Origin of the sequence: Rhodovulum viride (assembly GCF_003265965.1) — a bacterium.
Lineage (GTDB): Bacteria > Pseudomonadota > Alphaproteobacteria > Rhodobacterales > Rhodobacteraceae > Rhodovulum > Rhodovulum kholense.
Genome location: NZ_MUAV01000074.1, coordinates 1 through 1925, shown reverse-complemented (window position 1 = coordinate 1925; position 1925 = coordinate 1). Strand labels below are relative to the sequence as shown.

Annotated in this window: 6 protein-coding genes; all 6 read left to right on the top strand. The window is 69.4% G+C overall.

What is annotated here, in order from left to right:
- Positions 1 to 148: 148 nt before the first annotated feature.
- A complete protein-coding gene (locus BYZ73_RS23030; RefSeq protein WP_181498149.1) occupies positions 149 to 325 on the top strand; it encodes a hypothetical protein in 177 nt (58 codons plus the stop codon).
- Complete coding sequence (locus BYZ73_RS20905; protein WP_112317539.1) at positions 322 to 804, top strand: head-tail connector protein; 483 nt, start codon at positions 322 to 324, stop codon at positions 802 to 804. Before BYZ73_RS23030 ends, BYZ73_RS20905 begins: the two co-directional genes overlap by 4 nt.
- Positions 789 to 1139 carry a phage head closure protein gene (locus tag BYZ73_RS20900; RefSeq protein ID WP_112317538.1) on the top strand — a complete coding sequence of 117 codons (351 nt, stop codon included), beginning with the start codon at positions 789 to 791 and terminating at the stop codon, positions 1137 to 1139. Before BYZ73_RS20905 ends, BYZ73_RS20900 begins: the two co-directional genes overlap by 16 nt.
- Positions 1136 to 1525: a phage virion morphogenesis protein gene (locus BYZ73_RS20895; protein WP_112317537.1), complete on the top strand. Its 390-nt coding sequence runs from the start codon at positions 1136 to 1138 to the stop codon at positions 1523 to 1525. Before BYZ73_RS20900 ends, BYZ73_RS20895 begins: the two co-directional genes overlap by 4 nt.
- Positions 1522 to 1689, top strand: coding sequence for a hypothetical protein (locus BYZ73_RS23025; RefSeq protein WP_181498148.1), 168 nt, complete (start codon positions 1522 to 1524; stop codon positions 1687 to 1689). The genes BYZ73_RS20895 and BYZ73_RS23025 overlap by 4 nt, the downstream gene beginning before the upstream one ends.
- Positions 1689 to 1925: tail completion protein gp17 (gp17, locus tag BYZ73_RS20890; RefSeq protein ID WP_146746385.1), on the top strand; the 237-nt coding region annotated here is incomplete at its 3' end. The genes BYZ73_RS23025 and gp17, both read left to right, overlap by 1 nt.

Genomic DNA, 1925 nt, shown 5'->3' with positions numbered 1-1925 from the left:
CTGGTGACGATCCTCGCCGAGAAACGCCTCGCCCTGGCCACCTATCGCCCGGGCGCCTTCATCTACGGCGATTTCGGCCGCGAAGGCTGATCGGCTCTCCGAGAGGGCGGGCGAACCGCCCTCTTTCCTGAGCCGATAGGAGGACGACATGCCGACATACACGGTCCTGCGCCAGCATCTTGGCGAGCGCATGTATCTGGAAGGAGAGATCCGCGAGGCTGCCGAGGTCGAGGTGGCCCATCTGATCGCCGCTGGCGTGCTGGGCGCGCCCGAACCCCCGCCCGCCCCCAAACCGCACCGCGCCCGGAAGGCGGGCGACGCATGACGGCGATCCCGGTTCTGGTGACGCCGCCCGCGCGGCCGGTGGTCTCGCTGGAAGACGCCAGGGCGCATCTGCGGATCGATCATGCCGACCAGGACGCGATGATCGAGGGGCTGGTGCTGGCCGCGACGGCCCATCTCGACGGCTGGCGCGGGGTGCTGGGCCGGGCGATCCTGCCCCAGACCTGGCAGGAAACCCATGTCGGGCCGGGCCCCTATCTGCTGGCCATGCCCGATGTGTCAGAGGTCACGGCCTCGGCCGGGGGCGCGGTCAGTGTCGAGCCGACCGCCCTCGGCCCCATCGTGACGCTGGCCGATCCGGTGGAGGGCGTGACGCTCAGCTATACCTGCGGGCTGCCTGCGGCGCAGCTGCGCGCGGCCGAGGTCGCGGTCAAGCTGTACCTGACGCATCTTTATGACGGGTCCGACCTGTCGCCCGCCTTCGGCGCGATGGTGGAGGCGCTTCGATGGCGCGCGGTCTGAGCGGGCCTGCGCTCGACCAGCGCGTCACCATCGAGCGGCTGTCCCGCACCCCGGACGGCATGGGCGGCGCGACCGAGACCTGGGCGCCCGTCGCCACGGTCTGGGCGCAGGTCCTGCCCCTGCGCGGCGCCGAGAAATGGGAGGCGATGCGGGTCTCGCCCGCGACGCGGATGAAGGTGCGGATCCGCTGGCAGGGCGACGCCGCGGGCCAGCCCTTCTGCACCCCGGCCGACCGGCTGGTCTGGCGCGGCCGGACCTACAATATCGAGAGCGCCTTGCCCCATGGCGGCCGCGAACGCTTCATCGAGATCGGGATCTCCGAGGGCGTGTCGTGAAGGTCAAGTTCGAGCTGAGAGGCATCGAGGCCCTGCAGGACATGCTGCGCGACCTCATGACAGATGGCGAGGACGCGCTGATGGAAACGATCCGCGACCTGGCCGACGAGACCGCCGCCATCGCCAAGCGCGAGATGAAGACCGCCGCCGGATCGGCACCGGCCGGGTCCTATCCGCACCAGCAAAGCGGGCGGTTGGCAGAATCGGTGACGGCGACCCACGAGCCCCGGCAGTCCCGCGTCGGGTCGGACGAGATCCACGGCTATTACCTCGAATTCGGCACCGAAAGCATGGAGGCCCGGCCCTGGCTGGTGCCGAGCTTCGAAGAGGCCACCGCCAAGGCCGAAAAGACGCTGGCGGCGAAACTGCAGGAGAAGATCGGATGACCACTGTCGTGGCTCAAATTCGCGTCCAGCGTTGGCGCATCACCATGTGCGTCTGGGCGGCTTGGGCGCTGGCCCCGTTCATGCGGTCTGAGGCCGCTGTCGCGCGAGTTGCCAAACTTATGGCCGCCTTCATTCGCCGTGGCGTCACGGTGCGAGCCGTCTGATGAGCTTCGAGACCGCCGCGCAACAGGCCGTATTCGCAGGCCTGAGCAGCCTGTCGCGGCCGGTCTACGACACGCCGCCCGCGCTGCCCGAGGGCATGCCGGAAAGCGGTTTCCCCTATGTGGTGATCGGCGACGATACCCTTGTCGCGGACGAAGCCGACGACGTGATCGGCGCCCAGGTGACGGTGACGCTCCATTTCTGGTCCCGCGCCCCCGGCAACCGGCAGGTCAAGGCG